The sequence below is a fragment of the Luteimonas sp. GW821-FHT14E02 genome (genome assembly GCF_058803905.1).
Map to the genome: position 1 here is coordinate 91,530 of NZ_JBXAPK010000004.1, position 22,041 is coordinate 113,570.

The 22,041-nt window shown below is 56.9% G+C and carries 12 protein-coding genes and 1 pseudogene; 8 read left to right on the forward strand and 5 right to left on the reverse strand.

All coding sequences use genetic code 11. The annotated features are described in order from the left end of the window. The first annotated feature begins 141 nt into the window (after positions 1-141). From AC1RNP_RS08125 to AC1RNP_RS08155, 7 genes and pseudogenes are all read left to right on the forward strand, one after another. Positions 142-1,362, forward strand: a complete 1,221-nt coding sequence (locus AC1RNP_RS08125) for a tyrosine-type recombinase/integrase (protein WP_493050748.1) — start codon at positions 142-144, stop codon at positions 1,360-1,362. An 855-nt stretch (positions 1,363-2,217) separates the two neighbouring features. Next, positions 2,218-3,192, forward strand: a complete 975-nt coding sequence (locus tag AC1RNP_RS08130; RefSeq protein ID WP_493050749.1) for a hypothetical protein — start codon at positions 2,218-2,220, stop codon at positions 3,190-3,192. Further along, complete coding sequence (locus AC1RNP_RS08135; RefSeq protein WP_493050750.1) at positions 3,189-8,387, forward strand: DEAD/DEAH box helicase; 5,199 nt, start codon at positions 3,189-3,191, stop codon at positions 8,385-8,387. The genes AC1RNP_RS08130 and AC1RNP_RS08135 overlap by 4 nt, the downstream gene beginning before the upstream one ends. Then, positions 8,384-9,595 carry a Druantia anti-phage system protein DruA gene (locus AC1RNP_RS08140; RefSeq protein ID WP_493050751.1) on the forward strand — a complete coding sequence of 404 codons (1,212 nt, stop codon included), beginning with the start codon at positions 8,384-8,386 and terminating at the stop codon, positions 9,593-9,595. The genes AC1RNP_RS08135 and AC1RNP_RS08140 overlap by 4 nt, the downstream gene beginning before the upstream one ends. Then, positions 9,579-9,716 (forward strand): annotated as a pseudogene (locus tag AC1RNP_RS08145) (hypothetical protein); the annotation flags it as partial. The gene AC1RNP_RS08140 and the pseudogene AC1RNP_RS08145, both read left to right, overlap by 17 nt. A gap of 405 nt (positions 9,717-10,121) precedes the next feature. Continuing rightward, positions 10,122-11,072, forward strand: a complete 951-nt coding sequence (locus AC1RNP_RS08150; RefSeq protein ID WP_493051005.1) for a hypothetical protein — start codon at positions 10,122-10,124, stop codon at positions 11,070-11,072. Beyond that, positions 11,059-13,602, forward strand: coding sequence for a hypothetical protein (locus tag AC1RNP_RS08155; RefSeq protein ID WP_493050752.1), 2,544 nt, complete (start codon positions 11,059-11,061; stop codon positions 13,600-13,602). Before AC1RNP_RS08150 ends, AC1RNP_RS08155 begins: the two co-directional genes overlap by 14 nt. Before the next feature lie 363 nt (positions 13,603-13,965). Here the strand turns inward: AC1RNP_RS08155 and AC1RNP_RS08160 are convergent, their stop codons facing one another. The 5 genes from AC1RNP_RS08160 to AC1RNP_RS08180 all read right to left on the reverse strand — a co-directional run bounded on the left by AC1RNP_RS08160 (position 13,966) and on the right by AC1RNP_RS08180 (position 16,866). Further along, complete coding sequence (locus AC1RNP_RS08160; protein ID WP_493050753.1) at positions 13,966-14,463, reverse strand: hypothetical protein; 498 nt, start codon at positions 14,461-14,463, stop codon at positions 13,966-13,968. A 336-nt stretch (positions 14,464-14,799) separates the two neighbouring features. After that, positions 14,800-15,033, reverse strand: a complete 234-nt coding sequence (locus AC1RNP_RS08165) for a helix-turn-helix transcriptional regulator (protein WP_493050754.1) — start codon at positions 15,031-15,033, stop codon at positions 14,800-14,802. A 108-nt stretch (positions 15,034-15,141) separates the two neighbouring features. After that, entirely contained in the window at positions 15,142-15,909 is a 768-nt protein-coding gene (locus AC1RNP_RS08170) for a hypothetical protein (protein WP_493050755.1), read from the reverse strand. Positions 15,910-16,148: 239 nt separating this feature from the next. Further along, positions 16,149-16,379 carry a helix-turn-helix transcriptional regulator gene (locus tag AC1RNP_RS08175; protein WP_493050756.1) on the reverse strand — a complete coding sequence of 77 codons (231 nt, stop codon included), beginning with the start codon at positions 16,377-16,379 and terminating at the stop codon, positions 16,149-16,151. A 271-nt stretch (positions 16,380-16,650) separates the two neighbouring features. Beyond that, the gene (locus AC1RNP_RS08180; protein WP_493050993.1) at positions 16,651-16,866 is read right to left on the reverse strand and encodes a helix-turn-helix domain-containing protein; all 216 of its coding nucleotides are present in this window, start codon (positions 16,864-16,866) and stop codon (positions 16,651-16,653) included. 954 nt (positions 16,867-17,820) lie between these two features. On the opposite strand from AC1RNP_RS08180, the gene AC1RNP_RS08185 reads away from it, so the two are divergent. Further along, positions 17,821-22,038 (forward strand): RHS repeat-associated core domain-containing protein, encoded by a 4,218-nt coding sequence (locus tag AC1RNP_RS08185; RefSeq protein WP_493050757.1) that lies wholly within the window; start codon positions 17,821-17,823, stop codon positions 22,036-22,038. Positions 22,039-22,041: the final 3 nt, after the last annotated feature.

The following is a 22,041-nucleotide window of genomic DNA, read 5'->3' on the forward strand; positions in this document are numbered from 1 at the left end:
ACCCGCAGAAATGCGGGTTTTTTGTTGTCTCGGAGTCTTGGGGCGTCCAGTGCCGGCCCTTGCAATCTTGGGGCAACTGGGGGCAAATATGGGGGCAGATGGAGAGATGCGCCCACCTGATGCCCCCAGTGAGATGCCCCCATGCCCCTTTCCGATACTGCCATTCGCAAAGCAAAGCCCGCAGACAAGCCGTTGCGCTTGTTCGACGGCGGCGGCCTATATCTGGAAATCGCGCCCGCTGGGGGCAAGTGGTGGCGGCTGAAATACCGTTATGGGGGCAAGGAAAAGCGGCTGGCGCTCGGGGTCTATCCCGATGTCGGGCTGGCGCAAGCGCGCGCCAAGCGAGACGAGGCGCGCAAGCTGCTGGCCGCTGGTGGCGATCCCGGCGTCCAGCGCAAGGCCGAAAAGGCCGCAGGCAAAGAGCGTGCGGCCAATAGTTTTGCGGTCATCGCCGCCGAATTGATGGCGAAGCGGGCGGGGAAGCTTGCTCCCGGCACGGCGATCCGTGAGCGTCGCCTGCTGGAAAAAGACCTTGGGCCGTACATCGGGAGTGTACCCATAGCCGACATTACGCCGCCGATGCTGTTGGCTGCATTGCAGCGTATCGAGCGGCGCGGCGCTGTGGAGACCGCACACCGTGCGCGCACGCTGGCGACCCAGGTGTTCCGCTTCGGTATTGCCACCGGGCGCTTGCAGTTCAACCCGGCGGCGGAATTGGCCGGGGCATTGTCGCAGCCGCAGGGCGGACACTTTGCCAGCGTGACCGAGCCGGCAGAAGTTGCTCCCTTGCTGCGCGCGCTGCACGGATACCAAGGAACCCCGGTCGTCATGGCTGCATTGAAGCTGGCCCCGTTGTTTTTCGTGCGCCCTGGGGAGCTGCGCCGCGCGCGCTGGGCTGACATAGACTTGGATACGGGCGAATGGCGCTACACGGCAAGCAAGACCGGGATGCCGCATATCGTGCCGCTGGCATCGCAGGCCGTGGAAATCCTGCGCGACCTACATCCGCTGACCGGGCGCGGCGAATACGTCTTTCCGGGCGTACGCGGCAAGGATCGGCCGATGAGCGAGAACACAGTGACCGCTGCGCTACGTCGCATGGGCTTCGACGGCGACACCATGACTGGCCACGGCTTCCGCGCGATGGCACGCACCATTCTGGACGAGGTGCTGGGCTTCCGCCCCGACTACATCGAACACCAACTTGCCCACGCCGTCCGCGATCCGAACGGCCGCGCCTACAATCGCACAGCGCACCTGGCCGAACGCCGCAAGATGATGCAAGCATGGGCGGATTATCTGGATGCGCTGCGAAACGATGCGGACAAAGTCATTCCGATAAAGAAACCTCGGGTCGCGTGAGACAGAGGCATCGGCGGGGTTGGCGCTCTAACCGGAACGCAAACTCCTCTCATTGTTCCGCCTTGATCTCAGTCGGCGAAACGCGGCTGGCTGAGACGCCGGGATCTCCTTTTTACAGTGTCAGAAAACTCCGTCCTTGGGCACAGCCCCAGGCACATACTTTTTCTATGTCCAAAAACTCTCTTGGGTGCGCCGAACCGCATTTCACGGCCTTCTAGCGGGTGGGAGCCACCCCTATAGCGGCCAGAGTCTAGGATGGCCTTCTACCCCTGCCGGCGCACCTTCTAGGCCATCCCAGTCCGCAAAAGGCGCCCGCATCCCCAAGGTCAGGTGGGCGGACCAATTTTCGCTCACTATTAAATTCCGCAGACCGCGCGGTTTTGCCCAAAGCTGCGGCCTAGCCTGGGCGGCATGTCTATCCCCGTCTACTTTAGAGCCAGCGTCCGCTTTCGACCCAAAGCGGACGTCTGGCAATAGGAGTCCTGGGATGAAGGTGCGGCCTGCTGGGCTGGATTTCTGGTCGTGCTTGCAGTTAGGTCTGTGGACGCCGAGCGAGCGGCTCGCGCGACCACCACGGCACTGCAATCGCAGTGCGCCAATCATCCCGAGCGCAGCGTGGATTTGACCACGTTCGAACCTCACAATTCGCCAGCTTGGCTGGCCGAACTGAGTATCGAGCCGTTCTACAGCCGTAGACCGGGTGAACACTGGCAGATTGCTGCTGAGACCATAAATTAGACAGGGGTTGCGGTAACTGACGTTGGGCCCGAAGATCGGCCTGTGTGTTCGCGCGGCGATGCCGGAGCCAGGGGGGCCGACGGTGGCGGCGGACAGCACCACCACTAGCCAGCCCATATGTACACGCACGAGCGACTCGGATATTGCCAGTCAATTCCACTTGGATGGTTGCAGGCCCCAGAAGAACGGGATCGAGCCTCGCTCTTAGAGTTCGCACGGGGAACCCTTTACAGCCTCTCTAAGAGGGGCGATGGACGCTTTGGAGCAGTCCATGTTTCCCGGATCCAACACTCATTCAAGAGACTTGGCGCTCCAAGCCTATACAAGGTTGGCCTGAGGCTTCTCGAACTTCTGCGTGAAGCCGAGCCACTATTTGGCGGCTATTGGCTCCCAGCACCATTCAGGGTCGTTGAGATCGAAGGTGAGTTTGTGTTCGTTGGAGCCCTCCCCACCACGTTCGGACTCCTGGGTGAAGTGCAAGGACACGGAATCTCCAGACTTCTGACTAAGGAAGTCGCTGATCGGTTCCCGCGCCAGAATCTGGAAGGCTGGATGGGTACGTCGAATCACTCCACCGCAAGTATCGTTGCCGACTTCGCGGCGAAGCACGCACGTTCTGCAGCAAGAACATCAAGTCTACCGGACGTCGAATGCCTGAGTTTGGCGCCGAGGCTTGGTGGGAGGCCTCCCCAGCTCCGATGGGGGAGCAAGCTGATCCCGACTCTACCAGCCGAGCAAATTGCAGTCTGCAGACAGTTGTCTCGCGGCCATGCGCGCTATTTCTCTGCCGATCTGCTCGGGGGGCGCGTCTCCACGGAGGCGCCCATCGACATGGCTATTCCACGGTTGCTGTTTGCCATCGCTCGTCATATCGGAGCACCGGTCAAGGTCGAAATTGGGAATGGCTCTGATTGGACCTCGATCAGCGTGTACCAGCGTTTGCCCATCGAAGAATTCCGCCTTGCACTCCTCCTGTCGAGGGAAGTCATCCGCGCAGGTCGGTCGACCACGTTCGTCATCCCTTACAAATTCGCACCAGCACTTGGCACTCGACTTATTGCCCTCGGTTGCGCCGTGGAGACACTGAAATGACTGCATCGAGCTATTCCGTCCACGCAGTGCACCAAGCACTCCTAGAGACCTTCCATCAATATTTAAGCGCCCAATACCACATTTGGGACGAATGGCTGATTAGCGAGCGGGATCGGATTTTCGGTGAAGTCGGCAACACTTTTCAGGAGCCAAGGCTCGAGGCAACGCCGCAGTATGCGGAGGGAAAGCCCTACTCGGATCTAAGTATCCCGGAAGAAGCGATCGCGGTCCTACGCTGTGCAGCTGCCCAAGGCACCACAGGGATTCCCAAGGTTGCCTATTCCCATCAATGCCGAGCGGTTCAACACTTTATTGCTGGCATGGATTTGATTGTCGCGACAGGCACGGGCTCCGGCAAAACGGAGAGCTTTCTCATGCCTATTCTGTCCAGCTTGGCCATTGAGTCGACCAGACGGCCGAGATCCTGGGCGCTTCCCGGTGTTCGTGCCATTCTTCTCTATCCAATGAATGCGCTGGTGAATGACCAGTTGGGGCGCCTAAGGCGCCTATTCGGGAACCCGGCCGTAAAGGCTGAACTGATGGGAAAGAACAAACGCAGTGCGACGTTCGGGATGTATACAAGCCGTTCTCCTTATCCGGGGAGGCGTTCGTCGCGAAAGGACAAGGATCGCGTCGAAGGAGAGATCAGAAAGCTCTACTTTGACGACATGACGGAAAGCTACGAGGGTTTGCTAAAAGCCGAGGGTAAGTGGCCCGCAAAAGATCTGGAAGCCTTCATCGAGTTTCAACTGAAGACGGGAGCATCCGACGCGGAGCTCATCACGCGTCATGAAATGCAAGACCGCGCTCCTCATCTACTAGTTACCAATTACTCGATGCTTGAGTACATGATGCTTCGGCCGCTGGAGGCCCCTATCTTCCAGCAGACTGCGGATTGGCTCGCAGATGATGAAGAGAACCAACTGACGATCGTCCTTGACGAAGCCCATATGTACCGCGGGTCCGGTGGCGCGGAGGTGGCGTACCTTCTGCGTAGGCTGCAGTCGCGCCTTGGCGTGCCGCGCAGCAGAATTCGTTTTATCCTTACAAGTGCAAGCCTCGGCACGTCGGACGATGCCAAGACTGACATAAAGAAGTTCGCTGCGAAGTTGACGGGAGGCCATTCATCCGGGTTCGAACTCGTTACAGGGGACATTGACCGACGGCTGGGAGGGAAACCTGCCGACTTGATCACGCAGCAAAAGCTGGCGGCATTCGACTTCTCGGCGATCCTCGGGACCGCCACAGGCCTAGGCATAGCGCGAGATAACCTCACCTCTCTCGCCCAGACGCTCGAAGTTTCGCTTGATCCGCCGGGTTTGGAGCGCGAGAGTCTTCAGCAATATGCCTATGACATTCTCAATCGGCTCCCGGTAGCCTCGCTGGTATCTGAGAGGCTCACAAACAAGCCAATGACGTTGACGGAGTGTGCGGAAGTAGCCTTTCCCGCTGCCGAAGGGCGTCTATCGGCTGCCGAATCACTGCTGGCCCTTATGGCATTTGCAAATGATCGCCAGAAGAATCGGCCGTTCTGCCCCGTTCGGTCGCATCTCTTCTTCCGGGGCCTTCCAGGGTTGTTTGCGTGTACGAACGTTGAGTGCAGGAGTGATGGCACTTGCGAATCGCGTCTGCTCGGAACCTTACATCCGTCTGAGACTCTTCGGTGCGAATGCGGCTCACGCGTGTACGAGCTGCTGACGCATCGGTCCTGCGGGGCAAGCTATCTCCGCGCCTACACGCAAGGTGCCGATGGCGACTTTCTGTGGCACCAGGCATCCAATGGAACCTGGACGGAGACTCAGCTGGTGGAGTCGCAGTTCTATGTCGTTCCAGATTCCGAGATCGACATGGCTGGTGGGATGCTGGTCTGGCTACACACATTGACCGGGCAGTTAGTACCGAAACTGCCTGCCGGCGCCCCAAAGGGGCATTACCTCGCGTTGCTTCGCCCCGATGCTATGACCTGGGAGCAAGGTCGGCCGATCTTGAGCTTCAAGGGCGACTGCTCCGCGTGCGGCCAGCGAACGAGGCCAGAAGCACCGTTGGCGATGGACCTAGCAACGAAAGGTGAGGCCCCATTCGCCCATATCATCAGGGCGCAGGTCGCAACCCAGCCGATTACCAGACCGCAAACGCCGCAAGCGCCAAATGGTGGTCGGAAGACCATTGTCTTTTCGGATGGGCGGCAGAAGGCTGCGCGACTCGCGAGGGACATCCCCAGAGAGATCGAGTTGGACGTGTTCCGGCAGACGATCTTTATGGCTGCTCAGGCGCTGTTGGATATCAAAAGAGAGCCGCGGCTGAATGAGCACCTATATGTATCGTTCCTCAAATGCCTGCTAGTCCACGACCTGCGGTTCTTCGACGGCGACGATCGGGTCCACATAGAAGGCAACTTGGAAAGCTTCCTTCGCTTTTACGATGGTGACCTTGAAGCACAGTTGCAGGATAACAACTTGACGCCACCTCCTAGCTACTGGGCGATTTTGCTCAAGCAACTGGGAACTCCCTTCTACTCCATTAGTTCGCTGACGCTCGGGTATGTTGCCCCGACCGCAAAACCCATACGTGCAAAGATCCTTGCGGAGCTGCAGAACGTGCCCCCGGCTGAGGTCGATGCCATTGCCACCGTTTGGGTGCAGAGTCTGTTGTCGCGATTCGCGTTCGGCAAGGACATTCCAGACGGCGTACGAAATCAGGCATCACGATACCCAGTCAAGGCAATGGCTGCCGATGATGGGTTCTCCAGAGTGCAAAAGAAGTTCCTCGCGACGAAGGGTCTCAACGCTTCTCAGATCGCGGACTGCCTGGCAAGAAATCTATGCGAAGCCAAGCCGGACGGCTCCCTGTATCTGAGGCCATCGCACTTGCGGCTGCTTCCGGCTCTGAATGAGAAGTGGGTCCAATGCCCCCGATGCAAGACAGTCTCAGCTTCATTGATCTTCGGCCATTGCCCGAATTGCACTAGTCCGGAAGCAACTTTGGTCGATCCCAATGCGACTACCTATCTGCGGGCCCGCAAGGGCTTCTGGCGAGATCCGGTCGCCAAGGTGATGGCAGGACAGCAGTCTCCAATGAACATCGACGTTCAGGAGCACAGCGCCCAACTTTCATACAAGGATGCGGACAACCCATCTCCGACTACTGAGATCTTTGAGCGCCAGTTCCGCGACATTCTCCGAGCAGGCGAGCGCGCTGTAGACGTTCTAAGCTGCACGACGACTATGGAGGTTGGTATCGATATTGGCTCCCTTATCGCAGTATCGATGCGCAATGTCCCGCCGATGCGACAGAACTACCAGCAGCGAGCTGGGCGTGCAGGACGACGCGGTTCCGCGGTATCAACAGTCGTGACCTACGCCCAATCCGGCGCTCATGACGCCTACTACTTCCGAAATCCGGACAAGATATTGGCAGGTGATCCTCCAAAACCCGTGCTGGATACGTCAAATTCGAGGATCACGGATCGGCATCTGCTGGCTCAACTACTGCAGGACTTCTTCCGCCCGTTGGCCGCCGTCCCGGGCACGGGCGACATCTACACCGTGCTTGGTGATACTTGGAGCTTCTTCCAATCGAACACACCGTCCGGATTCGAAGCATTCAAGCAGTGGGTCCGTAGCGCTCCTGAGGGGAGGGGTTCTTTGGAGCGCGCGCAGCAATGGTTGCCAGAAGGACAGGTTGCCATCCAGGTCGCTGAGTCGATGATCGCAGAACTGGAGCAGAAGGCCCCAAATTCTCAGGAAGGCCTGGAATCGAGCTTCATCGAATTCCTGTTCGCTCTGGGACTGCTCCCGTCGTATGCGTTCCCAACCGATCTATGCTCGCTCCAGATTCAAGAAAGGGTTCCCAGCGGAGGCTTTCGTATCGTTGAGCAAGCCCAGCAGGGTCTGAATATCGCACTGTCGGAATATGCGCCTGGGCGCCTGGTTGTCGTCAACAAGAAGACCTATCGCGTCGGCACCGTGGCTGCTTCTGGTCCTGATACGGAGGTTGACCGCGCGGCTACCCTTTTCGACCAGGGCAAGGTCTATCGTCATTGTACGCAATGCTCATACACCGCTGGCTTTATTCCGAGCGACGACGGCGAGACGACGTGCCCGCAGTGTGGTGCGGAAGCACTCCGTACGATGACGGTTATTCGTCCAGAGACTGTATTCCCCAGTGGGCGCAGGGAGATCGATGAGTTCGAAGATCAGGTTTTCAGCCGCGTCACGCAGGCGCAACTGCCGCTACCGGAGGAAGATCGACGAATCGACACTCAGCCGTTTGCGCGGCGGGCGGGCCTCATCCCACGTCGGAAGCAGCGACTTATCGTAGTGAATGAGGGCGATCCAGGCTCAAACGAAGCGGGTTTTCGCATATGTGAAAAATGCGGCAAGGTGCTGACGGAGGGAGAGCTAGAAGGAGCTCACTACCGTGACTACTATGTTCGCCTCTCAGGAAAGCCGTTCTCACAACGCTGCGACGGCGAGTTTCAGCGTGTATTCCTCGGCTATGGCTTCACGTCGGACGTTCTGCTCCTCCGGATCGACCTCGTCAAACCGCTCCGGTTTGGCGTTCTTGCGCGCCGTGACAGGAAGCCTCTCGAAGACGCTCTGCAGACGCTCTGCGAAGCCCTGACCTTGTCCATTGGGCGCGTGCTCGATATTGATGCTCGCGAAGTTAGCGCTGGTTACCGGTTTGGCAACAATGGCAACTCCGATTTCGCCGACGTTTTCATCTACGACACCTTGTCCGGCGGCGCCGGTTACGCTCTCCAGGCCGGTGATTCGTTCACTAAGATCTTTGAGCAGGCTAAGGCGCTGTTGACCGATTGCACCTGCACCGCTTCGTGCGAGAACTGCCTGCGTCACTACGCCAACCGATTTAGCCACGCAGATTTGGATAGAAAGCTGGGAGAAGCCTTGACGCAATATATCGAGTTGGGGGAGGTCCCTGCGGAGTTTCCCGTTGAGCTCCAAGTGTCGGTTTTGGCGCCGCTGGTCGAGATGGTTAAGCTGGCAGGTGGGGAGGTATCCCGAGACGAGAGCGGGATCTCGGTGTCGCATGGTGGCAAGCAGTTCCGGTTGGCAGCGTGCCCCTCGTTGCGTGCCTGCAGCCCAAAGTTCGTAGCCAATGGCGCAACAGTACTTACGTTCACACCCTATGAGCTGGCACGGGATCTCCCCAGCGCCTTCGCGGAATTGAAATGAGCAAGGGAAGAGTCATCGAGCTGGCTGCAAGAGAAGCTCAGCTGAAACGCAGGGTTCGACAGCACCTGCATGACTTGGGATTTGGGCGCGATGCAGAGGGGCGGCTGCAGCCACCGAGCCTCGATAAGGACGCATATCGGCGATTCCATAAAGGGCAGCGAGAGGAAAAGCTCGTCGCGAACCTGGATTGGTTGACCAAGCGCCAGAGCTCTTTGATGAAGTGGTTCGCAGACGGAGCGAAGATATCACCGCGCGCGATCCGCCCAGAACTTGAACTAATAGAAGGCGGAACGTGGCAGTCTGACTTATTCCGAATGGCTTCGCTCCACTGGCAGGTGCCGGTTTCAGACGGCTACGGACGGCGAATGAGGTTTCTCGTTTGGGATCGAGGGCATGACAAGCTCATCGGCATCATTGCGTTGGGCGATGCAGTGTTCAATCAAGCTGCGCGGGACGCAGTGATCGGGTGGGACCACCATAGGCGCTCTGCGGCGTTAGTCAACTTGATGGATGCATACGTGCTTGGCGCGGTGCCTCCATACAATTATCTGTTGGGCGGAAAGCTCGTGGCCTCATTGATCAGATCGCGAGAGGTCGTCGATGCGTTCGACGACCGGTACGGAAATTCCGTAGGACTGATCTCCAAGAGGAAGAAGCGGGCGCGATTATTGGCGGTAACTACGACATCTGCGCTGGGGCGGTCCTCTGTTTACAACCGTCTGCAACTGCAAGGCCGAAAGATCTTCGAGCCGATTGGGTTCACTTCTGGATGGGGTCATTTCCACTTTTCAGGCCGGATCTTCGACGAACTCCGTACTTACCTCGACTTCATCCGTGATGACTATGCAGTGGGATTCGAGTTTGGATCTGGGCCAAATTGGCGCATACGAGTTATCCGTCGAGCGCTCGAACGACTTGGGATGGATACAACGCTGGCCCGCCACGGGTTCGTGAGAGAGGTATTCCTTTGCAGGATCGCAAAGAATGCGGAGGCATTGCTCCGCGGAGACAACAAACGAGTCCTGTATGGCGGTCTGCCAAGCGTTCGGGAGGCATCGGTTGCCGCGCTTGATCGTTGGGTAATTCCTAGGTCAGAGCGGGATAGTCGCTATCTGAACTGGTACGCCTCGGATCTGCTGGATTCGATCCATGGCAAGCCTGCTCGCTCGCCGGTGGTGCAGACTCAGGCATATGGACTGGGCGATTAACCCCGAAGGGAATCATGTCAGGCCTGGGACCCCCGATGCCTACGGGTATTCCCTGCGTTGTCCTGTCTGCAAAGCGAGTGTCTACCATCGGCACGGAATCTATAACCGCCCTCACTTTGCGCATTACAGCGGAAACTTCAATCGAGCTTGCGAGCTCTACAACCCTGGAACAAGCAACTTCGTAGGACCTGGTGGGACGTCCGGGCCATTCATCGCGCCACCAAGCTTCGAGTCGCCTGTTCTGATCTGGCGCGATAGCAATTCCGTGTCTCTAAGTCTCCAACTGAGGTTGCCGCGTGTCCCGCCCGGATACTCATCTACGCTGTCAATATTCTCTTCCCTCGGTCGGCGAGCATTCGCCGGAGAGGATCTGACTCGAACGTCATTCGCACAGGTCCCCCTGCAAGAGCCTCCCGCCAAGGTCGAGACGAGTCCCCGAGATCCTGCGACAGAGTTCCGGATAGAAGCCGCGCTTCGTGAGTTTCGTCTTTCCGGAAATTACTTTCGTGCAACGGTTAGTGGTGGGGTGCTCGAGAGCCCGGCTTCGGCTCTGGAACTTGGAGAGGAGTATTTTTTCGTCTCCCAACGACCACTCGCCACGCCCTATCCGCCAGCGCTCATTCTGACTCGAGAACCGAAACAGCACAGGAGCTGGATGGTTTACCGCGTTCGCCTGCGGGATGATCCTGACACGCGTGATGAAGATATCGCAAATCTAAAGGCTTACCTGGGTCGTATCATCGCTTTGCCCAGGCAGCGGGTCGATGTTGTCTGGCCGCCGCCGCACCGGTTCGATGCCGATGGCACACCGGTCTTTAGTGACACAGTAGGTCACTTGATCGTCAGATCGAAACTCACACCGCCGAAGGTTGAAACAGGGAGCAGTGCCTCGGCCACAGTCACCGAGCTTGGTCGCGGGCTATACCAGATCGCTTTTGAGGCATTTGAGGGAGAGGCTATCGTTTGGACAGCATCGGGCTCCGTTCAGCGCATACGCTTCGATGGCGCGAATTTGACATGCCCCGTTGGTGTCGTACTCAGCTCACTAGGCGAGATCACCGATCTCACGTCCCCAGTTGCGGTTGATGTCGCGGGTAGCCTCGGGCCCATCGAAGTAATAGTCCCTTCTGACCTGCTTTGGCGCAAGACGAAGCTCAATGGCAGGAAGCTGAGGCCGCTGCCGAGCGGAACAACCCACCAGTTCGAAGGTCCTTTGCAGGATATCGACGTCGGCTCATTTGGATCTGTCTCGGTTCCTCGATGTAGGGAAGCCGATGACGTCGTCATGAGCCCGTGGTGGTACATCAAAGTGGAGAGATTCGTCTCTGCGTCAGTTGGCCCGATCGCCTCGGCAAGCCTCAAATTAGTCAGGTCGAAACATCAGGCGGTTCGATGGGCAGTTGAGAGCAAGGCGATGCATCTCCTTCCACTAGTTCTGTCCGCATTCTCAGCTGAGGTGGACCGTGACATTTCGTGAGATCAATCCAAGAAAGTTTGCGCTTCTATTAACGCAAGGGGCGCACGAGGGCGAGCTGAAGAAGTTCTTCATTGAATCGAAGACCCAGCTTCTACTTAGGGGTGCGAAGGTACAAAACATCCCGCATGGTCGCGAAGAGCGCATTCGCACCATATGTGACAAGTTGTCACGGAAGACGGACGACGTCTTGCGGACTTGGTTCCAGAAGAACGTTTCGGTCGCTGCTCCAGTCTCGTTGGATGAAGTTCTGCTGTATCTGGAAGCCACCTTTGACGAGAACGAGCCGCTTCCTGAGGCAGAAGCGCAATTGGTATGCCGATCCGCGTTAATGTACTTGTTCGATGATGACCCTAACGCCGGTCTGCTCAAATTCTTGCAGAGACCTCTTGGTGCGCTAGAGGCAGAGGTGATGAGTGGCTCGCCGGCACGCGTGGAACAGCCAACAGAGCCAGAGGGTGATTCCGATGCTTCGGCCGACGCCTTGCCCGCGGACATAATCCCTGTCGTGCAGGGCTATCAACTAGCGGAATTGCTGGCGTCCATTATTGCCGGTGACGAGAGCGCGATAGATAACGCTCTGGCTCCCTTTGGTGAAGGCACACGAGTGCTGGTTGAAGCACTACTTCGGCTGCGCGATGGCGACGCGGATGCCGCAAGAGAACAACTGCTTCTTCTTCGTACGGATGGGCCAGAATCGGAGCTTGTCCAGAGCGCACTAGCCCGCGCACGCCATCAGGTCGCGACCAACGTTCCGGTAGGGATTCGCACAGTGATCCCTCAACCACTGAATGATGATTTTGAGGCCGACACCTATGAGGTTGTCGGCACTTACACGAATGAATCCGATACTGGTGCGGTTTTCGTTCAACCCTCGTTCTTGGTTTTAGGGGGGCAACTCCGACATCTGAGCAAAGAGAACCGCACTCGGCTGTTCCCTGAGAGCGGGTCGGTGATGACCCATAAACCAGCTCTGCGCAGACCACTAAAAAGAAGAGAATTCGTGCACTGGAGGGTATCGGAACGCGACGGCGCCGAGGGCAGGACACGATTCCATATGGACGCCGAGCTCAACCCACTTATCGAAGTGGTGCGAATTCCCGTCCCGAGCAGCGATGCGGACGAGGTTCGCGATCGAATCAACTCCCATGTCGCGATGGGAAGTTTGGCGTCTGGCCAACAAGTGATATTCGTGCTTTCGGATGGCGTGGCAGTTGCTTCTCCAAAGGGAGTCGATCTAGTACGAGATGAGGCTTTTGATCGCCCGTGGCAAGCGTGGGTTTCTCTTGAGACTTGGCTAGTTGAAGGACATCAGTATTGCTTGGACGTTCCGCAAGGTGTGGCATCCTATTTTGACCTCTCACCTCTCGATGCAGCGTTTAGGCGGCTGCTCAAGAATTTGGAATCCGAGCGCGGATTTACCATAAGCAAGGCTCAAAGGCGAGAACTGACGGGGCTTCTGCGGAGCCATTCGGGAGGCGAGGTCGCGCAGCGGGCCAAGCGCATCGCTGCCTCCATTGATCAGATCTCGATCAACGAAGAGGAGCTCGACGTGGTGCTGACACTTCTGGGATCTCACGCAGAGGTTCGGCGGCGGGTGGAAGAATTGGTTGCCAGAGAGCTTGAGGAGAGACAAGGCGATAAGGCTGGTCTCCAGGCAGAGATTGCTGCACTTAGGAAGAAGAAGATGGAGCTGGAGAAAGAGGGGCGTGAGATTGAGCGCCAGAATCGGGTCCGAGCAGAGTCAGTTGCGTCTTCTGTGCGCGACACGTTCAGCAGCGCGATTCGAGACGGCACTGCCACACTGGCGAATGCCGCGATCTTTCAAATGCTCGCAGGGGAAACTGGAAGTTATATTCGGCAGGAGGCGCCCACTACTCGGGCGCATCAGTCCAGCGATTGGGTAAAGCGAGGAGCACTTTCGGCTTTGGAGGTAAGGGCCCGACTCTCCGCACTCGGCATAAACGGTCGCCAAGCTTTCGTGCTGTCTACGTTGTCGGAGGTGGCTGAGCGGTCTGGAGTGGCGCTAATTCTAAAGGGGAGCTTGGCCAGGCAATGTGCGCAAGCGCTTGTTCGTCAGAATCGAGACATTGTGGCCATCGTAGACATTCCGATGGGACTTACATCCGGCGACTTCTTGCGCCAGCAGCTAGAAAGTCTGGCGGAGGCCAAGGGGGTGGCATTCCTAAACGCTGACCTCTCGCCTTTTGAGATCTACGGCGCTGAGTTGCTCGACACTCTCATGGAACAAGCAATGAGCAAAGAATCTAGTCCCAAGCTGATGCTCATGTCATGTCTTGATGGCGACCTGTCTTTGCCACTCCCCACTGCTTTACGCCGAGCATCCCTAGTGGTGGACTTGGACTCCAACTGGGACGAGGCCAGACAACTGCTCGATGAGGTCGACCCCGACGCGGTCCTATTGCTTCCGGCTCTGCGAGAAAAGGTCTCAGAAGTGATCTCCACTGTCGAGGACGACGTTCGTCATCACGTTGAGTATGCACTTGTCAAAGCGATATGTATCGAACAATGACGGGCCGGTTTCCCATGTAATGAATCGTGGCGCTGGCCATTTCGACCTATTCCGTTGAGAAACTCTGTCGAATCGGTCATCTGATGCTGGTTCACTGACGCCTCATCGAACAATGACAATGATGGGGCGTCAGGAAGGCGGGCAAGCCCCTTCAGCCTAGAAGACCAGGTTCCAGCAACCGCAACGGGATATCACCCTGCAGGAACATCTGGCTATGCTCCCTAGCGCGTACCACTAACGCTAACGGCTCTATGTACTGGTAACAATTATTAGGTGTCCAGTAGGTGGTCAAGGCAAAGTATTTTTCACCTACTCATAAGCCCACTGGCTGGTCTTGTGATCATTCCTAAGCCCAGTAGGTGGTCACACTGCATCCATCTGCTGGGCTTGCCGTTGCGCCGCTAGCCCATTGAGTGGGCATGAAGATCTGAATTTTGGCCTATAGCGGAAAGGGGCAAGGGATACATCCCACGCATTGCTGGATGTAAAAGTCGCCCCAACATCCAAGGGGCGGCCCTCAATGCGATCAATGCGTCTCCAGGTGAAGGCGTAGAGGTTTGGCCGGTTCCTGCCACCCTGCTGGGTGCGTTCTATGACCCGATAGTGCTCCAGTTCCGCGCAAGCTTTGGCTAAGGTTGTGCGGGACTTCCAGCCTCGCTCCTTCATTAGGGTCCAAGCGGCACATAGATAGCCGTTGTTGTAGCCGGTATACTGCGTAGACAGGTCTGCTACCAACTTGTGTGCCCAAGGCGACATGAGTCGCCAACTCTCATGCCGGGTCAGTTGCACCGGCACGATGAAGGCCATTCCGCCCTTGATATCGGTCCAGCGATCCGCGCCGGGCTTGGGTTTACGGCCCATTGCTGTTCCCCTGTATCCCTATAGCGGATATGGAGCTAGGTCGAGCTTCTACCCTTACCGGCGCACGTTCTGGACGGGATTGCATCCAGAAACCTTGGGCATTCGTTCGCCACCCAAGATGGGTAAGCTCGGCCGGGGTCAGACAGCGGCGTTTGTGGGTCGACTTTCCGGGCTGTGCATAGACTCTGAACCGGTGGCGGTCGAACTCTCGGACGCTGGAGAACGGCAGGCCGCAGGCAGTGCATTGGCAGCGGTTGCCGGTGAGCCGGAGACCGACCGGGACCGAAGAAAGACTCCTGTTCTCAGGAGCCGGAAGGCATACCTCCAAGAGCCGGTTCATGCGGTCCCCGTATCGCGTGCAGCGATGCGCTCAGCGATCCAGCGGTCTATCTCACGGGAGTCCCAAGCGGAAGCTCGTATGCCCAGCTTGACGGGGGCGGGGAAGGTTGCGGGACGCGCCGCAATGCGGCGGTAAATCTCAGAGCGAGACAGACCGGTACGTGCGCGGACGCTCGGGAGACGTTCTAGGGTCAATCCACTTGAAGCAGGGACGGTTGCATTGGAAAGCACTTGGCATCTCTTGCAATACCCGGATACCGTCCGGGCTTGCTGAAGATGGTCAAGCTATGCTGCGATCAGTTGTTGCAATTGCAGAGTCAGTCGTTGCAATTGCAATGGCTACGCCTTCCTGCTGGACATGGCCTCGTTAACCGCTTTCAAATGTTCGCCGATAGTGCGGGATTTGAGCGCTATTCCCTTATCCACCAGCATCGCTTCAATCTGATTTCCAGCGACAAACGGCTGAGATAGATCGATCTTTCCATGCTCGGCTAGTGCGCCGATGATGCATAAGAGCGTAACCCGCTCTCTTGTATCAATGTTCCCGCGCTTTTCTTTTGGGGGATTGGCGTTCTTGTTGAGTCCATGCACAAGGTCATTTTTCTTAAAGTAGATATCTATCAGCTCGCGAGGAGGGTTGGAATAGTTCCCCCAAGATGGAGCAATCAATCCGAAATAGAGGGCCGGATCTGCGTACGCTGTTAAGCCATATGGAGAGTCGTGGTCAAACCATTCATCGGGCGCCACACTTAGGCCGCTGAGATATCCTTCTCTGGCACTGTTTTGTACGCCGTGAAGGATTCGAAAGAAACCGCGAAGTTCATATACAGATCCAAATCCTGTGATTCCTCGTGTAGTTTCTTGCTCATCCCAATCGCAAAACTTTGCTGTTCCATATCCCTTGAATTTTTTTCCAGACTTTAGCTGCGCCTCCCTCATCAAGAGCGCATCCGCCTCATGCTGAAGTGCTTCACCCCTGAGACACGCCACCATGTAATGGCCGCGGCTTTCAACATAAGCAGGCGCGCTGCAAGCCCCTGACGCTAGCATTTGCCGAAATCCCTCTACATCTGTGTCCAACAGAGCGGCCCCTTCTGCAAATGACACGAACTCTCTCTTCACAGATACACCTTTTTCCAGAAAGACGTCGTACCTAACTGGTTAGGTAGACCAGCTCTCCATCCGTCAGGTTGATGCGGCAATGCGAGCTTGTGCCGGACCGATATCCGGAGACTCCAATTATAGAGAGCCTCGTCTCGTCGCATGAGATGCCGATACGCTTCAATACATAATCAGCTGACGATGGTGGCGAATGGAGAGGCAGAGGTTCAAGCTCGCGTAGAACGCTATTTGTTTGCCGGTCGAGCGGCCAATGCAAACACCTTGTCCAGCGAGACTCCCAAAGTCTCAGCTAGGCGCTGCATGGACTTGAGGGATGGATTCCTGACGCTGCGTTCGATCCCGCTGACATAGGTCCGATCCAGGTCAGCCTCTAGGGCAAAGCCCTCCTGACTCAAGTCCGCTCGTTCGCGGAGTTGACGGAACTCGTGGTGTGCGTAATGGCCGGGCAGGGGCACGGGGGAACCGCGCGACCGAAGTCAGTCAGGTACCCTCGCGGAAATTTGCGGTGTACATCCGGGGGGCTCTTCACCGCGTATACGGCAATGCAACGCCAGTGGGCTGCTCGACATCACGCGACCTTAGCCACGCGGGAGCTGGCAATCAGATATTGCGAGGGCTATGTACGACGATGGGAGGCCCGTATCCTATCCGTGACGACCTTAGTTACCTCCCTAATCCGCTGGAAACTTGCCCTCTATCTTCGGTTTCGTGGCCGTAGAATGGCTGCTAGAGCCCCTCGAAGAGCTTTCCGAGGGGCGTCTTCAAGGCAGCCCCGAGGATCTCAATGGCATCTACGGAGAGCCTCGCGGCCCCGGTCTCGATCCGGCTCATGTACGCGCGTGTATAGCCCGCCCGGTCGGCCAACTCCTCCTGGGACCAGCCACGGGCTTTGCGCAGATCAACGATCCGCTTGCCTAGCCGTTGGCGTAAGGGGGCCTTCATGCCCACCTTGTACCGGGTGTGTTCCAAGTGGAACACATACTAAGTGTTACATCAGGTAAGCCATTGATGGATCAAGGGCGCGGGAAGTACGGGGTAGGGAAACCGCCTGAGGGCGTGTAAGAAATCACCTACAAGATTGTCAGTTTCCGACGCGATTTTGTCTCTATGTATGAGACGGTCATCACTTAAGCTTAACGCCGTCTCCCCGAAAAAACATACGGAGATGGGTGCTGCTGGGCGCTGCTGGGCGATGCATGAGTTCGCCATTTGATAACTAAGAACGTCGTCGCTTTAGTCCATTTACAAAAGGGGTCAGCTGTAATGGAGTCCAATACTAAGATTCGCGCCTGGAAAGGCGTGGCGCTAACGCATAACGTGTCAATTCAATGCCGGTGTTTACTAATAGTCTGGTTATTCGGCTTGCTGGTGATCTCAACAGCGAGTGCGCAGTCCACACCTCCAGCCAATTTCTGTTTCTACACTCAAACGGAGGCGAAATGCTCCACCTCTAAACCGCTCGCAGAGACTGCATTGCGGACTGAGTACACCGATGAGGGATGGGGGCCTTATTTAGAATTGACGCGCACTCGGCCAGACAGTGCCGGTCTCGCGTTTACATATGCTGTGCCTCGCAGGTATCCGCCAGCGACCACTTATACGATGGGGTACCGCTTTGATTCATACGCCCCGACGCTTAGCTGCACACTCGCCAACGATCCTCAGAAGCCAAAAGCATGTGCTAATGAGACAGAGGCAGCACAAAAGCGAGCCGAACGGATGGCGGTCGATAATTTCTGCACGTTGGTGTCCTGGACACTCGACGGAACATGGAAGACTCCGTACGAATCCACAGACGGGACAACGGTAAGCCAAGACGGCAGGGTCGAGTACGGTGGTCGTGCGCTAAAGGCTACCTTGCAGTGCGGCTCTACGCAGCGCGTTGTATCGGACACAATGCGTAAGGGGAAGAGCTTCACTTGTCAAAAAGGGTTCAACGGGACCGATAGCACCTATGGCGACGCCAAGGGAGTAGTGCCGGACAATGTGTGTGAAGTCGAAGCGACGTGGTACACGATCTATGGGCCGACTCAGCAAGTCTGCAGCCCTGCGGCCAGCCCCAATCCTTGCTATCCGGCCACTGGCGACAAGGCCCGTCAAGAGACCGACTTCACGTTCGCCGGCCGTCCGTTTGTTCGCTACTACCACTCGCTCAACCAATTCCGGGGAGACACCAGTCTCGGCAGCGCATGGGCGCATTCCTACAGCGAGCAGTTGACCGGTAGCCTGATGCGGTTTAGTCCTAACGGCTACTACGACACCTTTGTGAACATAGGTGGCACCCGTTATCGGGCGCAGAATTCCAATGACCTCCTCCTTGATACCTTTTCCAGCGGCGAAGTGCGTTACCGCCTAACGAACACCAACGGGGAGATTCGAGAATTCGACGAGAGCGGTCGCCTGCTTCGCATCCGCGACCCGAACGCTCCAGATAGCGATGTGGAACTCGACTATAGCTCTGCCACTGGGCGACTCCAGCAGATTGTGGATGTCTATGGCCGCGCTTTGACATTTGCGTATGCGGCTGATGGGTTTTTGTCGAGCATTACGCTGCCGGACGGGAGCAAGGTGGGTTATGAGTACGACGCGGATAAAAATCTGATTGCTGTTGACTATGGCAATGGCCAGCGCAAGCGGTATCACTATCATGAGGCTGGGCTGGCAGGTGCCGCTTATCTCAATCACCTCACCGGCATTACAGACGAAACGAACCAGCGTTACGCCTCCTTCGGCTACGATGCCCATGGCCGGGTCACTTCCAGTCGGCTGCATGCTAATGGCGGTTATGTCAACCAGACCACAGTGCGTTATGACACCGCCGACAAGGCCACCGTCACCAGTGAGAATGGCGACACCCAGACCTACAACATGCAGCCTGACACCTACCGCCACATCCTCGATGTGAGCGATAGTTCGGGCACCGATGTTCAGACCTACGACAGTGCGGGCCGATTGGACACGAGCACTGATGCGCGCGGCAACATTTCCAAGTACGCCTATACTGACACAAGTACCAACTCCTACCTGTCTAGCGTGACTGAAGCGGTTGGCAAACCGGAGGAACGAAAGACCACTTATCTGCGCGACAGCAACAACCGTCTGACCGAGCGCAAGGTCTACGGTCTGCAGAATGGTGTGCAGACCCTCAAGCGCATTGAATCCTTGGTCTATGATGCCAATGGGCGTCATACGGTGACGTGCATGGCAGACCCGACATCCACCTATGCCTGTGGCTCACAAACGAATGCGCCAGCGGGGGTTCGCCAGATCCGGACCACCTACTGCGAGCAGGCCGACATCACGGCGGGTACCTGTCCGCTGTTGGGACAGATCATCAAGATCGACGGACCCCGAATCGATGTTAGCGACATCACCACTTACACCTACTATCCCAGCGACGACGCCACCTGCACGACAGCGCCGACCACCTGTCCGCATCGAAAGGGCGACTTGTGGAAGGTGACTAATGCACTCAACCATGTGGTCGAGACATTGAAGTACGACGGTGCTGGCCGCCCGCTGTCGGTCAAGGACGCCAATGGCGTCATCACCGACTATACGTATTCCCCTCGCGGCTGGCTGACAGCCCGTAAGGTGCGTGGCACCGACAACACTGTTGAAACCGATGATCAGATCACCCTGATCGATTATTGGGGCAACGGGCTCGTCCGGAAAATCACCGATCCGACTACGGCATCCATCCGGTTCTCTTATGACGCCGCCCAGCGCCTAACGTATCTGACGGATGCCGACGACAACAAGGTTCACTACGAACTCGACAGTGCCGGCAACCGGACCAAGGAGCGCGTGCTCAAAGCTCCTAATCTGGACGAAATCCGCCTGCTCAAGCGGACCTTTAACATTCTGGGGCAGTTGGAAAGTCAGTCCGACGCTGATACGACGCCGCATACGACAACCTTTACGTATGACGAGAACGGGAACCTGAAGACAGGGACCGATCCGCTCGCGCATCGCACGAGCCAAGGCTATGACGCGCTTGATCGTGTATCTAGCATGTTGGAGGACGAGACGGGGCTGAAAGTCGAGACGAAGTACGAATACGACGCCCTTGACAATCTGACCAAGATCACCGACCCCAGGCAGAAGGCCACTACCTATACCTACAACGCCTTCGGCGAAGTGACGCAGGAGGTCGGCCCGGATCGTAAGACCACAACCTACACCTACGACAGCGCCGGTAATCTCAAGACCAAAACTGACGCACGAGGCGACAGCGTCAAGGCGACTTACGAGTACGACACCCTGAATCGTGTCACCAAGATCACGGCAGGCGGTGAGGTGCAGACCTTCATTTACGACACACCCTGCGCCAACGGCAAAGGCCGCCTGTGTGAGACGAGGGCAACCGATGCGAATACGCAGTTTGCCTACGCTCGGGATGGTCAGATCGCAACCCGTCGCGAGATCATGACGGTCGGTGGTGTGCAGGCGAATTACCCCGCGACCTACACCTATGATGCCGCAGGTCGTCTGACCACCGTTCAGTACCCCAACGGCATGAAGGTAGGGTACGTCTATAACCGTGACAAGCCGACCTCCATGGAGGTGACGATCGGTACGACTAAAACCACGGTCATCAGTGGCGCCACCTACGAGCCCTTCGGGCCGGCCAACGGGTGGACTTATGGCAACGGCCTCAAGCGCCTGATTGGCTATAACAAGGACGGCCAGCCCAATGCGATCAGCACCAGCGACGCCAATCCGCTGCAAAGCCTGACCTATGCCTTCGATGACAACAACCGCATCGGCAAGATCACCAACTTCCCCTACAGCACCAACACGCAGGAGTATGGTTACGACGGTGTTTCGCGTGCGCAGAAGTTCATCCTTCCCGTCGATGGCACCTGGACCTACTCTTACGACAGCACGGGCAACCGGACCAAGCTGGAAGTGGCAAAAAACGGCCAGACCATTCGGACGGACACCTATGCCATCGACGGCGACAACAACCGCCTGAACACCATCGGCGGCGGGCAGACGGCAGCCTTCGGTTACGATGACGCCGGCAACACGACCAGTGCCTACGGCTTGACCCTTGCCTACAACGGCCTCAACCGCCTGCAGACGGTCAGTAGAAGCGGCACGGTCGTAGGCGAATATCGCTACAATGTCTTCAGCGAACGCGTTACCAAGAAAGCTGGAACACTGCTCACCCGCTACCTCTACAGCATGGACAGCCGGCTGATTGCCGAACACCTCGACAATGGGGATGTTTGGACGAACTACCTATGGTTCGGTGGCGAACTGGTGGGTATGGTCCGCAGCGGTCAGTTCTATTACATCCATAACGACCACCTTGGGCGGCCGGAACTCGTGACCGATGCCGCCAAGGCGGTGAAGTGGCGGGGGAACAACTATCCGTTCAATCGCACAGTTGGGCTGGACAGCATCGGCGGCCTCAATGTGGGATTTCCAGGTCAGTATTACGACAAGGAGACAGCGTTCTGGTACAACGTGAATCGGTACTACGACGAGAATAAGGGTGGATATCTGCAGGTCGATCCGATTGGATTGGCAGGGGGGATCAACCCGTATGCATATGTTGGAGGGAACCCCGTTAGTTCGATAGATCCTCTTGGATTGGAAGAATGCCAGTGCGACAAGCCTAAAGAGCCCAAGCCAACTCCGCCCCCAGAGAAGGTGAAGGATAGAATTGTGACTTATAGAAATCTCAACTATACGGTTTACTTCGCAGGGAATGTTCCAATTGGACATTGGGAGTCAAGAGTGAAGGCCACTCGAAAATCATTGCCTGGTGCTGAAGGAACGTATCACTCAGACGATGTCTATCCAGTTTCTGGCCCCTACAAAAAGAATGAAATCTCTTTTGGTCCAAACGACATTCTTAAAACAGACGACAACAGAGGACGCTGGCTCCATGGCGGCGGAACCGGCCTTCCTGATCCTCTAGCCCCTCGGCAGGGATGGAAGCCGACGCACGGTTGTACGCGTTTTCAAAACGAAGATATTCAAGAATTAGTAGACCTCGTCCGAAAAAGAAAGAAAGAAAATCCAGGGGAAGATATTCAATATGATCGAATCGATTATAAATTGCCCGAAGTTGACCCCAGTGTTGTTGAGAATTTATGGTGAGAT

Coding starts and splice junctions, on each gene's coding strand:
- AC1RNP_RS08125 (WP_493050748.1), top strand. CDS start 142: ATGCCCCTTTCCGATACTGCCATTCGCAAAGCAAAGCCCGCAGACAAG.
- AC1RNP_RS08135 (WP_493050750.1), top strand. CDS start 3,189: ATGACTGCATCGAGCTATTCCGTCCACGCAGTGCACCAAGCACTCCTA.
- AC1RNP_RS08180 (WP_493050993.1), bottom strand. CDS start 16,866: ATGAAGGCCCCCTTACGCCAACGGCTAGGCAAGCGGATCGTTGATCTG.
- AC1RNP_RS08185 (WP_493050757.1), top strand. CDS start 17,821: ATGCGTAAGGGGAAGAGCTTCACTTGTCAAAAAGGGTTCAACGGGACC.
- AC1RNP_RS08140 (WP_493050751.1), top strand. CDS start 8,384: ATGAGCAAGGGAAGAGTCATCGAGCTGGCTGCAAGAGAAGCTCAGCTG.
- AC1RNP_RS08160 (WP_493050753.1), bottom strand. CDS start 14,463: ATGGGCCGTAAACCCAAGCCCGGCGCGGATCGCTGGACCGATATCAAG.
- AC1RNP_RS08130 (WP_493050749.1), top strand. CDS start 2,218: ATGTACACGCACGAGCGACTCGGATATTGCCAGTCAATTCCACTTGGA.